Source organism: Ignatzschineria cameli (assembly GCF_003121895.1).
GTDB lineage: Bacteria > Pseudomonadota > Gammaproteobacteria > Cardiobacteriales > Wohlfahrtiimonadaceae > Ignatzschineria > Ignatzschineria cameli.
Genome location: NZ_QEWW01000002.1, coordinates 297,149 through 312,347, shown reverse-complemented (window position 1 = coordinate 312,347; position 15,199 = coordinate 297,149). Strand labels below are relative to the sequence as shown.

The 15,199-nt window shown below is 42.6% G+C and carries 14 protein-coding genes; 13 read left to right on the top strand and 1 reads right to left on the bottom strand.

Annotation, left to right across the window (positions count from 1 at the left end; all coding sequences use genetic code 11):
• The first annotated feature begins 2 nt into the window (after nucleotides 1-2).
• The 6 genes from lepB (at nucleotide 3) to DC077_RS04385 (ending at nucleotide 5,236) form a co-directional block, all read left to right on the top strand.
• Nucleotides 3-830, top strand: coding sequence for a signal peptidase I (gene lepB / locus DC077_RS04410; protein ID WP_094566823.1), 828 nt, complete (start codon nucleotides 3-5; stop codon nucleotides 828-830).
• A 1-nt stretch (nucleotide 831) separates the two neighbouring features.
• Nucleotides 832-1,500: a ribonuclease III gene (gene rnc / locus DC077_RS04405; RefSeq protein WP_094566822.1), complete on the top strand. Its 669-nt coding sequence runs from the start codon at nucleotides 832-834 to the stop codon at nucleotides 1,498-1,500.
• A 1-nt stretch (nucleotide 1,501) separates the two neighbouring features.
• On the top strand, nucleotides 1,502-2,389 hold the full coding sequence (era, locus tag DC077_RS04400) for a GTPase Era (protein ID WP_109200738.1): 888 nt from the start codon (nucleotides 1,502-1,504) through the stop codon (nucleotides 2,387-2,389).
• Nucleotides 2,390-2,473: 84 nt separating this feature from the next.
• Nucleotides 2,474-3,427, top strand: a complete 954-nt coding sequence (locus DC077_RS04395; RefSeq protein ID WP_109200739.1) for a DMT family transporter — start codon at nucleotides 2,474-2,476, stop codon at nucleotides 3,425-3,427.
• Between the two features lie 146 nt (nucleotides 3,428-3,573).
• A complete protein-coding gene (locus DC077_RS04390; protein ID WP_109200740.1) occupies nucleotides 3,574-4,653 on the top strand; it encodes an aminodeoxychorismate synthase component I in 1,080 nt (359 codons plus the stop codon).
• Nucleotides 4,607-5,236 carry an aminotransferase class IV gene (locus tag DC077_RS04385; protein ID WP_239990391.1) on the top strand — a complete coding sequence of 210 codons (630 nt, stop codon included), beginning with the start codon at nucleotides 4,607-4,609 and terminating at the stop codon, nucleotides 5,234-5,236. The genes DC077_RS04390 and DC077_RS04385 overlap by 47 nt, the downstream gene beginning before the upstream one ends.
• A gap of 172 nt (nucleotides 5,237-5,408) precedes the next feature.
• Here DC077_RS04385 and purU read toward each other — a convergent pair whose 3' ends face one another.
• The gene (purU, locus tag DC077_RS04380) at nucleotides 5,409-6,257 is read right to left on the bottom strand and encodes a formyltetrahydrofolate deformylase (protein WP_109200741.1); all 849 of its coding nucleotides are present in this window, start codon (nucleotides 6,255-6,257) and stop codon (nucleotides 5,409-5,411) included.
• Between the two features lie 478 nt (nucleotides 6,258-6,735).
• Here purU and DC077_RS04375 point away from each other — a divergent pair, with 478 nt between their 5' ends.
• From DC077_RS04375 to DC077_RS04345, 7 genes are all read left to right on the top strand, one after another.
• The gene (locus tag DC077_RS04375) at nucleotides 6,736-7,974 is read left to right on the top strand and encodes a uracil-xanthine permease family protein (protein ID WP_109200742.1); all 1,239 of its coding nucleotides are present in this window, start codon (nucleotides 6,736-6,738) and stop codon (nucleotides 7,972-7,974) included.
• Nucleotides 7,975-8,112: 138 nt separating this feature from the next.
• Nucleotides 8,113-9,276, top strand: coding sequence for an A/G-specific adenine glycosylase (mutY, locus tag DC077_RS04370; protein WP_109200743.1), 1,164 nt, complete (start codon nucleotides 8,113-8,115; stop codon nucleotides 9,274-9,276).
• 346 nt (nucleotides 9,277-9,622) lie between these two features.
• Entirely contained in the window at nucleotides 9,623-11,545 is a 1,923-nt protein-coding gene (locus tag DC077_RS04365) for a tetratricopeptide repeat protein (RefSeq protein WP_109200744.1), read from the top strand.
• Between the two features lie 155 nt (nucleotides 11,546-11,700).
• Complete coding sequence (locus tag DC077_RS04360) at nucleotides 11,701-12,519, top strand: symmetrical bis(5'-nucleosyl)-tetraphosphatase (protein ID WP_109200745.1); 819 nt, start codon at nucleotides 11,701-11,703, stop codon at nucleotides 12,517-12,519.
• Nucleotides 12,520-12,647: 128 nt separating this feature from the next.
• Entirely contained in the window at nucleotides 12,648-13,265 is a 618-nt protein-coding gene (gene yihA, locus DC077_RS04355; protein WP_109200968.1) for a ribosome biogenesis GTP-binding protein YihA/YsxC, read from the top strand.
• Entirely contained in the window at nucleotides 13,255-14,268 is a 1,014-nt protein-coding gene (locus tag DC077_RS04350) for a glucokinase (protein ID WP_157953484.1), read from the top strand. The genes yihA and DC077_RS04350 overlap by 11 nt, the downstream gene beginning before the upstream one ends.
• Nucleotides 14,269-14,278: 10 nt before the next feature.
• Entirely contained in the window at nucleotides 14,279-15,115 is an 837-nt protein-coding gene (locus tag DC077_RS04345) for a MurR/RpiR family transcriptional regulator (protein WP_094566811.1), read from the top strand.
• Nucleotides 15,116-15,199: the final 84 nt, after the last annotated feature.

Sequence of the window (15,199 nt, the reverse complement as noted above, 5' to 3'; positions counted from 1 at the left end):
CTATGTCACTATTTGCAGATTTTACCCACTACCTCTCAATTCTTATTATTTTAGCCATTCCGGTAACCGGTCTAATCTGGTTGCTCGATTCGCTCTACTATAAGAAGAGACGAAAGTTAGGTAAAAAAGAGCCTAAGATCGTTGATTGGGCTAAATTTCTCTTTCCCGTTGTCCTCTTTGTTGGGGTGTTACGCTCCTTTATTATAGAGCCTTACGTCATTCCTTCAGGATCGATGCAACCAACACTCTATGCCGGCGATATGATTGTCGCAGACAAGTGGTCCTATGGTGTTCGTCTACCGATCCTCAATACAAGGCTCTTCTCAAAACCCGGCGAAGGGATTGAGAGAGGGGACGTTGCGATCTTTAAATTCCCCAAAGATGAGAAGGTTAACTACATCAAGCGAGTTGTCGCGGTGCCGGGAGATGTTGTCGATTATAAGAACAAACAGTTTACGATCAATGGCGAGCCTTTAGAGTATCAAGTCATTGGACCGGCAAGAGCTCCTGAAGAAGATGACCTCTTTGTACTTGAGCGCTTTCCAGTTGGCGAGCCAGGATCTGATCTCTACAAAGAGCAGATCATTCAAACCTCTAAAGTAATCACCCCTGCGGATCGTGGTGTAGGACTCTACCATAAGTTCCCGCTCACAATTCCAGAAGGAAAGTTCCTAATGATGGGAGATAATCGAGACAATAGTTACGATGGTCGCTTCTGGGAACTTGTCGATGATCAAAAAATATTGGGTAAAGCGCGCTTTATCTGGATGAACTATAACTGTGTCACCTCTTTTAAAGATTGTGATCATATCTTTACAACAATAGACTAATATGCACAAACTTGAGCAGAAACTAAATTACACCTTTATGGATAAACGGCTCTTAAAACGAGCCTTTGTTCATCGTTCCTATTCTCAAAACAATAATGAACGTCTTGAGTATTTAGGCGATGGCTGCCTTAACTTTATTATTGCCGAAGCACTCTACCATAAGTTGCCAGAGGCGAATGAAGGAGAGCTTAGTCAGTTACGCGCCCATCTCGTTAAAGAGGATACTTTAGCAGAGATCGCCCTGAGGCTAGAGCTCAATAAGTTCCTTATCTTGAGTCTCGGCGAGAAGAATAATGAAGGCGAATTTAGACCTAGTACTCTCTCAGACTGCTTAGAAGCCCTCTTTGGTGCACTCTTTCTCGATTCCGACTTTGAGACCACTCGTCTTGTTATTCTTTCGCTCTATGAGCCCTACTTCCAATCGATTACCGAAAAAGCGAAGAAGGATCTAGGCGAGATCTTCAAGAGCCCTAAGAGCCGTCTCCAAGAGAAACTTCAGGCCCTCAATAGAGAGATCCCCATCTATGAGGTGATCGATATCTCAGGCCGTGATCATGAGAAGGTCTTTAAAGTCCTCTGCACCTTTGAGAATCATAAAACCATTGCAGAAGGGACAACCAAAAAACGTGCGGAACAACGTGCCGCTGAATTAATGTTGGAGAAAATTTAAGATGACAAAAGCAGGATTTGCATCCATTGTTGGCCGCCCTAATGTAGGAAAATCAACCTTAATGAATGGTATCTTGGGGCAGAAAATTAGTATCACCTCCAATAAACCACAAACAACCCGTCACGCAATTACTGGCATCTATACCGATGAAGATACACAAATTATCTTTCTAGATACCCCGGGAATTCATACCAATATGCAGTCGGCACTCAATAAGCAGCTCAACAGAACCGCGATGAGTACCATTACAACAGGTGATGTTATTATCTTCATTGTCGAAGCGCTTCGCTTTAATAAAGATGATGAGAAGGTATTGAGCAAGCTCAAAGGGATTGAAACACCTGTTATCCTAGTGATCAATAAAATTGATAAGCTACAAAACAAAGAGGAGCTCTTCCCCTTTATTGCTGAAATGAGTGAGCGCTTCCCCTTCTCAGATATTGTGCCCCTTAGTGCAAAACAGGCAAAATCTGCGGATGTTCTTCTCGATGTCATTAAGAAGTATCTCCCAGAACAACCCTTCCCTTATAGTGAAGATGAGATTACGACGGTCTCAAGCGCATTTTTAGCGGCAGAAGTTTTAAGAGAGAAATTGACGCGTAGACTCAATCAAGAACTCCCTTATACCATCGCCGTTGAAATTGAAGAGTTTAAAATTGAAGGCAACCTCTACCGCATCTTAGCGGCTATCTCTGTAGAGAGAGAGAGCCAAAAAGGGATTGTTATCGGTAAAGGGGGCGCAACCTTAAAAGAGGCGAGCACACAGGCGAGAATCGATTTAGAGCGTCTCTTTGATGCTAAAGTCTTTCTACGCGCCTTTGTGAAGGTGAGAGAAGGATGGTCTGATGACGAAAAGGCACTCAATGCCCTCGGCTATAAAGATCTCTAAAGAGAGCAACTCTCCTCAAGCAGATAAAGATCTTCCTTTGGAAGATCTTTTCCGTTCATAGCTTCTACCCCAAAAACTACCTCTATGAATCGATTTCAATATCTTCTAAAGCGCTATACCGAGAGCAAAGAGTATTCGCTCCATGGCGCAATATGGATGCTTCTTGCCGGAATCGCCTTTGCCGGCATCAACGTTATCACGCCTCTGATTACCGAATACTATCTCATCACCTCTAGTTGGATCGCTTTCTACCAATATCTCTTCGCCCTTCTCTTTATGGCTCCCTTTTTTTTAAAATTGGGGATCAAACGAATTCTCTATACTCACCATTTTATGACCCACTTTTGGCGCATATTAGTAGCCGTTATCGGGATTCAATTTTGGGTCTATGCGCTCTCTATCCAATTTCCGATTGGTGAAGGGGTTGCGCTATTGATGACTTCCCCACTCTTTGCAAGTCTTGGTGCCTTTCTCTTTTTGCGAGAGCGATTTACCGCGCCTCGCGTTATTGCCACAATCTTAGGGTTTATTGGGGCAATTATTATTTTGGCACCTAATCAAAAAAACTTTAATCATGCTGCCATCTATCCGCTACTTGCCGCCCTCTTTTGGGCGCTGCATGCGCTCTTGATGAAGCATCTCTCCGATAAAGATCATCCTTTAACGATGGTCAGCTATCTCTATCTCTTAATGGTCCCCATCAACCTCTTTATCGCCTTAACTGATAATTTTAGCCATCTCCCCGATCATCTCTTTATCCCCAATATAGCGCTACTACTGCTCCTACTTCTCTTAGGCTTTTTAACCGCTATCGCTCAATATGCTGTTGCAAAAGCATACTCCCATGCCGATGTGATCTTTATTCAGCCATTTGACTACTTCAAACTACCTCTCAACACCTTTTTAGGGTTTATAATCTTTGGTTGGGCGGTCACGCTACAATTTTGGTTCGGGGCTTTTATGATGGTGAGCGCACTCTTAGCGATTAGCTATTTTGAAATTCGAAAGCCGGCTCAAGATGAAGTAATAAATCGCTGATAAACAAGTAATCCATCCACTCATAATTCAAGATCACAACTCAAAACATCATTCAAAACAATAACTTAATGTCATTTGATAACCTATTATTAACAACCCACAACATAACCCTCAACTGATTCACTGTTACTCAAGGTCATATATTTATGAATTTTCTAGATCGACCAACTGCCATTAAAACTATCAATCAACTAGCCTCAACAAAATGCCCCTTTCTAGTCATTGCTAGCTTTGATACTCAAAAGAATATTGTATTGCCACTCTCTCAGATCGATCCTTCTCAGATCGCTTTCGACTTTAATGGCAAGATCAGTAATATCGAGGCATTTACCGAATGGGTCAACCGGCAGGAGAAGCAGAAGTTGAACGAGAGGGGTTCCGCCACAACAAAAAGAGCGCCCTTAGAAGTGCTATGGCAGCCTGAGCCGATTCCCTTCGATCACTATCAATCAGCTTTTTCAGAGTTGATGCTTGCCCTAAAAGAGGGACGAATCTCCCTAGCAAATTTAACATTTCCAACACCGGTAAAGTGCAATCTCACCCTTCCGGAGATCTTTCAACGTACTCGCGCGAAATATCGACTCTGGCTTAGTGGAGAGTTTTGCTCCTTTTCACCTGAAACATTTGTCACAATTTGCGATGGCGTCATCGCTACTTACCCTATGAAGGGAACCATCAATGCCTCAACTCCTAATGCTTTAGAGAAGTTGATGCAAAATCCAAAAGAGATCGATGAGCATAAAACTGTGACGCAAGAGGCGATAAACGATATCTCACTTGTGGCCAATAATGCACGTATTAGCCGTTTTCGGTATATTGACCGCATCTCTCGCGGTGATGGGGAAATTCTTCAGAGTAGCTCCATGATTGAGGGGGATCTTCCCGAAGATTATCGTGAATCTCTAGGGGATCTCTTCTATCGCCTACTTCCTGCCGGCTCTATTACCGGCTCACCTCGTGATGAAGCAACCCAAATTTTGGAGAAGATCGAATCCTATCCTCGCCATTTCTACTCCGGCGTTGCCGCTATTTTTGATGGTGAAAATCTAGATAGCACCGTTCTTATTCGCTATCTTGAAGAAGAAACTCACCCTAACGATCATAAAACTTCCTTAACGCCACTCTACCACTACACCTTTAAAAGCGGCGGTGGTATTACGGCAATGAGCAATATTGAGAATGAATATGATGAGCTTATCGAAAAAATCTACCTCCCCATTTCTTGAGACTATTAAGCTAGAAGATGGCTACTTTTTTGCACTCTCCTATCATCAAAAGAGGATCGATAGAACGCGCAGTCGCTTCTATCGAGATGCCTCTTTTCTTTCGCTTCCTCAAGCATTAATGCGTCTCGATAATATTCCCAAAAAAGGACTCTATCGAGTACGCGTTATCTATGGCGAGACAATCTCAGAAATTGAGTTTGTTCCCTATGAGATGCGGGCAGTTAACTCTCTTAAGTTAGTTGAAGCAGCAACCCTCGATTATCATTACAAGTATGAGAAACGACCGGTGATTAATACCCTCTTCCAGCAGAAGAGACCCTGCGACGATATCTTAATAACACGTAACGGCTTTTTAACTGATACCTCGATCGCTAATATTGCTCTTTTCGATGGAGAGCATTGGTATACACCTAAAGAGCCGCTTCTAGAAGGAACGAAAAGAGCGGCACTTCTCCATCATGGGCTTCTGATTCCCCGCGAAATTCATCGCGACCAGGTAGCGCAATTTAGTAAAATTCGACTCTTTAATGCCATGATCGATTTTGGTGAAATAGAATTCTCTACTAAAAATATTCTTGGATGAGGATTCACAAAAGCTATAAGCGCTATAAAACCATGGATAGATGATAGAAGAAGAGGAGCGATGATCTCACCGCTCCTCTTTTTTCTATTTTCTCTTTTAGCTTTTGTTATTGTTATCTTACTCTTCCTACTCTTTCTACTCTCTCTGTTCTTTTTACTCTTTAAATCACTCTTTAAAAAATCACCGTCGTATTTCCTTGTACAATGACGCGATCTTCAAGATGGTAGCGCAAACCCCGGGAGAGAACAATCTTTTCGATATCTTTTCCTAAGCGCACCATATCCTTGACACTATCTTCATGGGAAACACGAATAACATCTTGCTCTATAATAGGACCGGCATCGAGATCCTCTGTCACATAGTGGCAGGTTGCCCCAATCAATTTAACCCCGCGTTTTGCCGCCTGATGATAGGGCTTAGCACCAATAAAAGAGGGGAGGAAACTATGATGAATATTGATAATTCGATGCTGATATTTTTGACACAATTGCGGCGGGATGATCTGCATATAGCGTGCTAAAACAATAGTATCTGCCTCTGAATCTTCAATCAGTTGATTCACCTTTGCAAAGCTCGTCTCCTTATCTTGTGGATCGACCGGCACATAATGGTAAGGGATGCCATACCACTCCACTAAACTCGCAAGATCATTATGATTAGAGATAACACCAACAATTTCACAATCGAGTTCATCGGCATGCCAGCGCGATAAGATATCCACCAAACAATGCGCTTCCTTACTGGCCATCAGCATCACTTTATGGCGCTTAGAGGTATCAACTATCCGCCAATTGAGCTGAAATTTATCAGCAATAGGGGCAAAACGTTGCTTAAACTCATCAACCCCAAAAGGTAGACTCTCCGCTTTAATCACATGACGCATAAAGAACATACCGGTTTCTAGGTCTGAATGGTGATTCGCTTCCATAATCCAGCCCCCATTCTCTGCTAAAAAACCACTCACTGCCGAGACAATTCCGACACCATCGGGACAAGACATCACCAATCGATATGTTTTCATTCCTCTCTTCTCCTCCTTAAAGTAATCAATCATCAATAACCATCAACAACGATCAATAGTAGATCAATAGTAAATTCATAGTAGTTATAACCTATCTATCACATGCCTGAAAAATAAATCACACTCTCTTTTTATCCAGACACGATCATAAAATGATCCTCTTTAGCAGATCTTTACCATTCTATCCAAAGTAGCGTATAACGGACCTAATAAAGGTTAACGTGATAGAGAGTAATCTAAAGAGAAGTAGGAGTATCTCAAATAATGATTAACTTAACAACTTTTAGAGATGGATAAAAAGTAACCCAATCCTCATCAGGTAGCGCTTCGCTCCTGATGTGTGATAGCGGCGAATAATTCTCAAAGATGACCTAATGAAATAACCTGATATAATCAAAAAAAACAATTTTCTATTGTTGCATCTCTCGATGCGCTCTACCGATCCTTTACATCCATTCTTATCATGAGGTATCTCTCTATGCAGGCTATTCATAACGCCGTTGCAGGTCTACAAATTCTTTTTGTGGCCTTCGGTGCAATGGTGCTCGTCCCCCTTTTAACCGGACTTAATCCCTCAATGGCACTTCTCGGTGCCGGTATCGGGACGATCCTCTTTCAGATCGTTACCGGTTGGAAAGTACCGATCTTTCTAGGCTCTTCCTTTGCCTTTATCGCCCCTATTATCTTCTCAATGTCTACTTGGGGAGCCGGCGCGACCTTCTTTGGTCTTTTTGCTGCAGGATTTATGTATTTTGTCTTCGCTTTTGCCATTAAAATCAAAGGGATTGATAGTGTCCATAAATTGATTCCACCCGTAGTCATTGGTCCTGTGATTATGGTGATCGGTCTATCTGTAGCGGCTGTTGCAACAGAGATGGCGATGGGTAAATCAAATGGGGAACAAGTCGTCGATTACAACCTCTCAATTATTGTCTCAACAATTACGTTTGCCGTAACTGTTTTAGTCACCATCTTTGGCAAGCGCTTCCTAAGACTTGTCCCTATTTTAATCGGCATTGCTGTAGGTTACTCTATCGCCGCTTCCTTGGGATTGGTTGAGTTTGAAAAGGTCATCGCAGCGCCTTGGTTTAAAGTTCCACAATTTGTTGCCCCTGAAGTAAACTGGATGGCTGCACTCTTTATGCTCCCTGTTGCGATCGCCCCAGCTATTGAGCATATTGGCGGTATTATGGCGATCGGTAAAGTCACTGGTAAAGATTACGCCTCTAATCCAGGATTAGATAAAACGCTTGCTGGTGATGGCTTGGGCGTCTGTGTTGCCGGCTTAATTGGAGGTCCTCCGGTCACAACCTATGGTGAGGTAACAGGTGCGGTAATGCTCACGAAAAATGATAACCCCTTAATTATGACTTATGCCGCGGTCTTTGCTATTTTTATGGCCTTTTTTGGAAAGTTTAATGCTTTCCTCAACTCAATTCCGCTTCCTGTAATGGGGGGAATTATGATTCTTCTCTTCGGAACAATTGCAAGCCTCGGCCTTAAAGCACTTATCGATGCAAAAGTTGATATCACCATTCCACGCAATTTAGTGATTATCAGTGCAACATTAATCACCGGCGTTGGTGGTTATACCATTGAGATTGGTAGCTTCCCCTTTGCCGGCGTTGGCTTAGCTTCTGTATTAGCCATTGTTCTCAACCTCATCTTGCCACATCCTAAAGATGAGAAGAGTGAAGAGATAGAGGTTGATCTTTAAGTATTGAGATCAAATAAACCGATATCAAATAATCACATAGATTGATAAATAGATCCGTTAAATAGATCAATAAAATAGATTAAAAGTGGGGACGAAAGTCCCCATCACTTTCAAAAGATTTAAGTATAAAGTAGAGAGATGACAACGATAAAGAGCCTGATTGAGGATAACACCCTACTCGATCCCATTACCGAAGAGAAAGTATCCCATTTTCAAACCTATCTTCTTGAATGGTTTGAACGAGAAGGCCGCCACGATCTACCCTGGAAACCACAACCTCATCTGAGTGAAAAGATCAATCTCTACCGTATCTGGATCTCTGAAATTATGTTGCAACAGACACAGGTTGTCACAGTTCTGCCCTATTTTGATCGCTTTATGACCGCTTTCCCTACCCCCGAAGCATTAGCAGCTGCCCCTGAAGAAGCAGTTCTCAAATTGTGGCAAGGTTTGGGCTACTATACTCGCGCACGAAATCTTCATGCTGCAAGTTTACAACTGGTAACTCAATTTCAAGGCACTATTCCCCCCGATTTTGCAGCCATTCGCTCACTTAAAGGGATTGGTGATACCACAGCAAATGCTATTCTAGCGCAAGGCTTTAATCTGCCTTATGCCATTTTAGATGGCAATGTTAGACGCGTTCTCTCTCGTATAGTGGGAATGACCGCGCCACGAAAAGAGCTCGATAAACGACTAATTCCTATTAGTGAACTCTTTCTTTGCCGGCAAAATCCCGCTGATTACACCCAAGCAATAATGGATTTTGGTGCAACACTCTGCAAATTGAAGCCAGCCTGCGAACGCTGCTTTATGCGGGAAGATTGTAGTGCTTTTCAACATAAAAAAGTATTGGAGATCCCGGCAAAAGCCCTCAAAAAGAGTATGCCGATCGAATCCTGTGCAATATTAATTTTTGAAGATGATGACCATATTTTATTAGAAAAGCGCCCCGAAAAAGGGATCTGGGGAGGACTCTACTCTCTGCCGGAACTAATGATTAAAGGGCGAAATGCTCGAAGTAAAAATAGCCCGCTACTATCGGAGATAACGCTCGATGCCATAGAGAAAAGAGAGAATATCTCCCATTTTCGCCACCAATTTACCCACTACACCTTAGAGGCCTCCATCTTTCGAGCCCCTCTCTCCTCACTGCTAACACTCTCTCCCCATTTAAAGAATGCGCTTCCCCCAAATGTCGCCCTTATTCCTAAAGATGAGGTGTTACGCCTGCCTAAACCTAAGCCGATTGCCGATCTTCTTACCGACTACCTTCAACCTTTAATCCCTCAAACAAGATAAAATTAGGTCGCCAGCTAAAATCGGATAAAACTGGATAAATTTAGCGAAAATATCGTTAAAATGTCGAAAAACATTAGAAAACATCGTAGAAAATCATAGCGATAATCAAATCGATAATAATAGCCATAATTACATAATCATAATCAAATAATCGTGATTATGATTACCCTCATCTACCATCTAATTATCACCGGCATAAAGCCACCCGATAAATATCATGGATAATCAATGGGTTATTTTGCTATTTTATCGCACTAAAAATCTGTAGTATACTATCTCATCAGGCATGCAAAATGCCCTTACCATCAATGATTACACCTCATTACTTGCTATTATCGAGATTTAAATGAATAGATGTTTATTACAACGAGTGATCACTATGCTCTCTCTTTTTCGTTGCTATCTCTTAATAGTCAGCTTCATTCTTGTCACCATGCTTCTGACCTCTATTGCTCGTGCGATTCAGGCAAAAGAACTTCAATCTCCTGTAGTACTCTCAGCAGTTATTAACTCCTATAAGAAGATCTCCACCGCTTATCCTAAAAATGGTTACCCACTTCTAATCGGTGCCGCAAAATCAGTTCTCTATCAGAAATTAATCTCTCCTCCTCAAGAAGAGCTGATCGATGAATTTATAGAGATCCTTCCCGTAGCCCCTCCTGCTGAGCTTCATGATGAGATTACACAAATTATTAATCAGCATGAGGCGGAAGAAAAATCAGCGATCCGCCACGATAGCGCTATTGGCGATTATCTCCTCTTTACCCTCTTCCCCCATCGAAAGAGTGAGATTGTAGAAGAGCCGATTGCACGCCCCTATGAGGAGCATCTGCACCAAAACGATCTCTCTGTCATTCGTATCGCCGATCGGATCGACCACTCATTAAGCCTTCTTGAAGAGAGTGGCGTTAGAGATCTAGAGACAGATCTAGATATTGCCCTCAATAACGATCACGAGATAGATCAAGAGGAGGCTCAAACGCTAGATGATGAAAGCGATGAAGATATCACCCAAGATCTCCTTGAAAATCCCCTTGATGAGGAAGAGTCAACACTCGAATTGAGTGAGGAGTTTACTGAAGAGCTCACCGGAGAGCTAACGAGTGAATTTCTTGAGGAGTACTATGATAATACGCATGCCTATAGCGCAGCGCTTGAAGAGGGAGAATCTGAAACTTTTATTTACCCCTATCTTCCTGATCCTTTAGAGATCCTTGAGGAAGAGGCGCTTATTGCGGACTTTAAAAGTCTCCCTCTTGAAAAGCAGATTGAGCAACTTCTAACAACCGGTGATTATTTTCTTATCATAAATGATAATAATAAAGCTCGACAATATTATCTGCAGGCAATCAAATTAGGCGCTGATCAACAGAACTCTCCCGCCTATGCAAAAGCATTAGTAAAACTAGCCGACATCGAAGAGAATCCTTTTCTCGCCCGCTTTCAATATACCCATGCGCTCGATATCTATAAGGTTTTAAATGGCTATGATATGGAGATTGCCGATATTCTCGTAAAGCTTGTTTGGACTTTTGATATGGCAACGGAGCGGATGCTAATTTATGATCTTCTCACACAGGCAAAATCGATCTTAGAAAATCATACCTATACACCGCAATATACTGAAGTTCTCCGTAATCTTGCTATCTATTATGAGACCGTTAATGACTTTGAGAGAGCCGATGCAAATTATAAAGCAGCGCTAGCACTTGATCTGCAACATCTAACAACTAATGATATTCGCACCATCTTAGCGCTTGAGAACTATGCAAGCTTCTATCTAAAATTTGCAGAGCTTGAGAAAGCAGAAGAGATCTTACTCTTTAAGTTAGAAGCCCATGAAGCTGTTACTCCGCCCGATTACTACAATCTAGGCAGAACACAATCGATGTTAGGATGGGTCAATCTCCAATTGAAAAATTATGATGAGGCCCTTCATTACTATAGTAGCGCCCTTGGTAATATCAATTACAGCATCACCAAAAATCGTTTTATGCCCCACTACTACTCATTGCCGGCACTTTTAGATCTCATCTATCTCTTTGTCTCGACAGAAGAGTATGAGAAAGCGATCCCCTACTATAATTTTGCTATCTCTCTCTTAGAGAATGAGAATGAAGCATATACCCTCGATTATCTACGAAATGTTGATCGTGATGAGATCACGCCAGCGGATATTATCCATTATCCTTGGGCCTTTAATGCCGAGGTGGATGGCCTCCTAAAAATTATGGAATATGCCCCTTATGAAGGGATGCAAGCTCAGTAAAATAGCAAAATATCAAAATAGTAATAGAGTGAGCAACAGGACGATAAAACAACAGTATTTATAGATTTATAGCGCGTATAAGCATGTATAAACATGTATAAGGATATATAAATTTATAACTTGCAGAAACTATCAATAATAGAAGGGAATGAGAGATGGCAATCTACGCAATGGGAGATATTCATGGCTGCTTTGATGAGTTTCAAGCTCTCTTAGAGTCGATCAATTTTGACCATCAAAAGGATCGACTCTATCTTGTCGGCGATCTTATTAATCGAGGGCCAGATTCCCTTGCTGTGATGGAGTATCTCCTTGCTCATCAGGACTCAATACTTCCTGTACTTGGAAATCATGATCTCTCCTATCTTGTCTATGCGGAAGGCTATACGCGCCTAAAACGGGGAGATACGTATCATCAATTACTCGAGAGCCCTCTTGCAGACGATATTCGAGAATATCTACGCCATCAGCCACTTGTCCGTTATCTACCACAACTTAAGATCGCTATTGCACATGCCGGCATCCCCCCTTTCTGGAGTATTGAGGAGGCGCTTGCACTGAGTGCAGAAGCTGAGAGTTTGCTGCAAAATAATGATCAAACACAATATCGACAGTTTATCCAATCGATGTTTGGAAATAGCCCCAATAGCTGGTCACCAACGCTTCAAGGATTTGATAGAATCCGCGCTATTATCAATTATCTCACCCGAATGCGTTACCTTAACTTAGATCTTAGCCTCGATTTCGATAATAAACTTGATCAATATAATGCAACGATTATGCTTCCTTGGTTTAAGTTTGCACGGCCGAAACAGGCTGAAAACCTCATTATCTTTGGTCATTGGGCAAGCTTAGGACGCCATTTTGAGAATAATGCTTATGGAATCGACTCAGGATGTGTCTGGGAAGGTGAATTAACTCTGATCCGAATTGATCAACAGCCCTTTGAGCTCACCACCTTCTCTTTCCAATAACCCTCTCTAAACGCTGAGAAAAATAGCGTAAAATCATCTCATCTCCCTGCTTCCTAGAGGTGCATTTCCCCCCAATAAAGGGTAGAATATTGCGTTACACAATCCACGGACAGATAGGAAGGTTAATGATGCAAGATATTCGCTCTTTACTAAGAAAAACCACTTTTAAGACGAGCGCAAATGGTTTAAATCAACTTCCTGAGAGCCGTGCAGAGATCGCTTTTGCCGGTCGCTCAAATGCAGGAAAGTCGAGCGCTCTCAATCTTATCACCGGACAGAAGACCTTAGCACGAACAAGTAAGACGCCAGGACGAACCCAGCTGATCAACTATTTTGAGGTCTTAGAAGGGCTCTATCTAGTTGACCTTCCCGGCTATGGTTATGCTAAAGTCCCACTACCGATGCGAGAGCATTGGCAAAAAATATTACAGGGTTACTTCGAGAAACGGGAACAGCTCGATGCCCTTATTATGCTGATGGACTCCCGTCATCCACTAACAGAACTTGATAAGCAGATGCTCCACTGGTGTGAGTATCAAGAGCTCCCGACCCATATTCTCTTAACAAAAGCAGATAAATTGAGTAAGAACGAAGCTTCTAAAGCGCTGTATCATGTCCGTAAAGTGGTAGAGAGCGAATTTACAATGCCTATTACGGTACAGCTCTTCTCCTCAACAAAGCCTGAAATTGGGCTCAATGAAGCTTTACAATATATTGGAGCGTGGATCAATCATCATGAAGCATAATGATGTCTCAACCCTCATTACTGATATGGGCGCAACATTTACTCGGATCGCCTATCTTGATCAAGCGGGGGAGATTCACCATATTCGTCAATATCCATCTGCTGAATTTCTCTCTCCCATTGAGTTAATTGAACAATATTTAAGAGATGTTGCACCCCCAACTCCTCAGCGCTTATTGATGGCAATTGCGGCTCCTATTCAAGGAGATCTCATCTCTTTGAGTAATAATCATTGGCGCTTTAGTCTCAAAGAGATGGCCAACAGGCTCGCTGTAAAGGTTGAACCCTTCAATGACTTTGCCGCATTAGCCGCATCACTTGATCATCTAACAGAGCGAGAAGTTGTTAAGATCGATCACCTCCAAGAGGAGCGGATAGCAAATGAGCAGTGCTCAAAATCGATCCGCTCTAACGCGATGCTTCCTAAAGCAGTCATTGGCTCCGGCACCGGCTTTGGCTCTGCCCTATTAATCCCTTCACAAAAGGGGAGTTTTACCGTTGCGGCAGAGGGCGGGCAAGCCCTCTATCCACCTCAAGATCAAGAAGAGATTGCCATTGTTAAGCTCGTTGAGCAGATGCTCCATCGCCCGGTAACAGTAGAAGATCTCTTAGGGTGTCAAAGAGGAATTCCACGCCTTATCATGGCAATGGCTAAAATTCAGGGGCAGACTCCGGTCGATTTTTCATCTGCGAAAAGTCTTCTTGAAGCAGCTTTAGAGAAGAAGAGCCCCTTTGCTATCGAGGTTCTCTCTCGCTACTGCGCGATGTTGGGAAATGTTGCGGCAAATACCGTTTTAACTAGCGGTGCATTAGGCGGACTCTATATTGCCGGCGGGTTTGCCCCTCGCTTTCAACCCTTTCTTCTCGCCTCTCCTTTTCGAGAAGCCTTCTGCAATAGGAGTCATATTGATGAGATCTTGACCGAGGTCCCGACCTATCTCATCACTCACCCTTATGCTACTTTGATCGGATTAAAACAGATCTTATCTAACCATTATCAATAGTGAGGAGCTTATGTTATCTCATATCCAAAATAACTATCATCATCTTCGGAAGTCTGAAGCAAAAGTTGCTGATTGGGTCTTAGCTCATCCAAATGAAGCTGTTGATCTCTCCATTAGTGCATTAGCTGAAAAAGCTGGAGTCTCAGAACCCACCATTATGCGCTTCTGCCACGCTCTAAACTATGAAGGCTTCCACACCTTTAAACAGCTCCTCGCTAAGAGTTTACGATCGGGCGTTCCCTTTGTTCACGGCAGTATCTCGCCTCACGATTCTACAGCAAGCATCATTATTAAGTTGATCGACCAATCGAGCGCCGCTCTTCTCAATATGAAGAACTTCCTTAAAGAGGAGGATCTCGATCAAGCCATTGGACTCTTAGAGCAAGCCAATCAAGTGATGTGTATCGGCCATGGTGTATCAGGGGTTGTTGCCAATGATATCCAGCAAAAGCTACTGCGCGTTGGGATTCCTGTTTCTGCCTATACCGATCATCATGTTCATAGTTTAGCGGCCAGTCTACTAACCCCTAAAGATGTCCTGATAGCGGTCTCTCATACCGGAAAGAGTCAAGATGTTATCGACTCGGCAGATCTTGCCCTCTCTAATGGTGCTAAGGTGATCGCTTTTGCTCCGAAAAATTCCCCTTTAAGTTACCATGCAACCGTTGTTTTAGAGTCTGGAACTAAAGAGGATACTTCAGAGTATATGCCGATGATCTCCCGCCTTGCCGACCTTGCTATTGTTGATATTCTCCTTGTAACCTTAGCGCTTAAAAAAGGTCCTGAGTTTAGAATCGCAATGGAGAACTCCCTTAAAATCATCGATTCCAAACGCACAAAAGAGTAAGTCAGATCAAATGAGAGCCGACTAAAAGATGCAAAATTCTATAAAACCCATTTGTGACAATAAGATGACCGACGAGAAAGCCCC

Coding starts and splice junctions, on each gene's coding strand:
- era (WP_109200738.1), top strand. CDS start 1,502: ATGACAAAAGCAGGATTTGCATCCATTGTTGGCCGCCCTAATGTAGGA.
- lepB (WP_094566823.1), top strand. CDS start 3: ATGTCACTATTTGCAGATTTTACCCACTACCTCTCAATTCTTATTATT.
- yihA (WP_109200968.1), top strand. CDS start 12,648: ATGCAAGATATTCGCTCTTTACTAAGAAAAACCACTTTTAAGACGAGC.
- DC077_RS04360 (WP_109200745.1), top strand. CDS start 11,701: ATGGCAATCTACGCAATGGGAGATATTCATGGCTGCTTTGATGAGTTT.
- DC077_RS04385 (WP_239990391.1), top strand. CDS start 4,607: ATGAATATGATGAGCTTATCGAAAAAATCTACCTCCCCATTTCTTGAG.
- rnc (WP_094566822.1), top strand. CDS start 832: ATGCACAAACTTGAGCAGAAACTAAATTACACCTTTATGGATAAACGG.
- DC077_RS04365 (WP_109200744.1), top strand. CDS start 9,623: ATGAATAGATGTTTATTACAACGAGTGATCACTATGCTCTCTCTTTTT.
- DC077_RS04395 (WP_109200739.1), top strand. CDS start 2,474: ATGAATCGATTTCAATATCTTCTAAAGCGCTATACCGAGAGCAAAGAG.
- mutY (WP_109200743.1), top strand. CDS start 8,113: ATGACAACGATAAAGAGCCTGATTGAGGATAACACCCTACTCGATCCC.
- DC077_RS04375 (WP_109200742.1), top strand. CDS start 6,736: ATGCAGGCTATTCATAACGCCGTTGCAGGTCTACAAATTCTTTTTGTG.
- DC077_RS04350 (WP_157953484.1), top strand. CDS start 13,255: ATGAAGCATAATGATGTCTCAACCCTCATTACTGATATGGGCGCAACA.
- DC077_RS04390 (WP_109200740.1), top strand. CDS start 3,574: ATGAATTTTCTAGATCGACCAACTGCCATTAAAACTATCAATCAACTA.
- DC077_RS04345 (WP_094566811.1), top strand. CDS start 14,279: ATGTTATCTCATATCCAAAATAACTATCATCATCTTCGGAAGTCTGAA.
- purU (WP_109200741.1), bottom strand. CDS start 6,257: ATGAAAACATATCGATTGGTGATGTCTTGTCCCGATGGTGTCGGAATT.